1 protein-coding gene is annotated in these 557 nt (G+C 56.2%); it reads left to right on the forward strand.

Annotated elements, in window-relative coordinates; translation table 11 throughout:
* On the forward strand, positions 1–557 hold a 557-nt coding region (locus C5471_RS23545; protein WP_166296663.1), incomplete at both ends, for a filamentous hemagglutinin N-terminal domain-containing protein.

The raw sequence follows: 557 nt of genomic DNA on the forward strand, positions 1-557 counted from the left end.
CAGTTTGATGTGGATAAATCAGGCGTTATCCTCAATAACAGCGCTAACCCCACTCAGACGCAACTCGGTGGGATGGTGGCCGGTAACCCCTGGCTCGCCAAAGGGGAAGCGAAAATTATCCTCAATGAGGTCAACAGCCGCGACCGCAGTCACCTCAATGGCTGGGTTGAAGTGGCTGGCCGCAAAGCGGAGGTGATTATCGCTAACCCCGCCGGGATCACCTGCAACGGCTGCGGGTTTATCAACGCGCATCGTACCACGCTGACCACCGGCGAGGCGCTGATGGAACAGGGCCGGTTGAAAGGGTTTGATGTCAATCAGGGGGAAGTGCGGATTGACGGGCACGGCATGGACAGCACACAGCAAAGTTACACCGATATTATTGCGCGCTCCGTGGCGATTAACGCCAGATTACATGCGCAAGACCTGAACGTGACCACCGGACGCAATCGGGTGGATGCTGCGCACCGGCAAATTGAAAAAAAATCGGCTGATAATAAGCCCCCGGCGTTTGCGTTGGATGTGGCGGCACTGGGCGGCATGTATGCCCATAAAAT

Origin of the sequence: Photorhabdus tasmaniensis, from assembly GCF_011189505.1 — a bacterium.
In the GTDB taxonomy this organism is placed as follows: Bacteria; Pseudomonadota; Gammaproteobacteria; order Enterobacterales; family Enterobacteriaceae; genus Photorhabdus; species Photorhabdus tasmaniensis.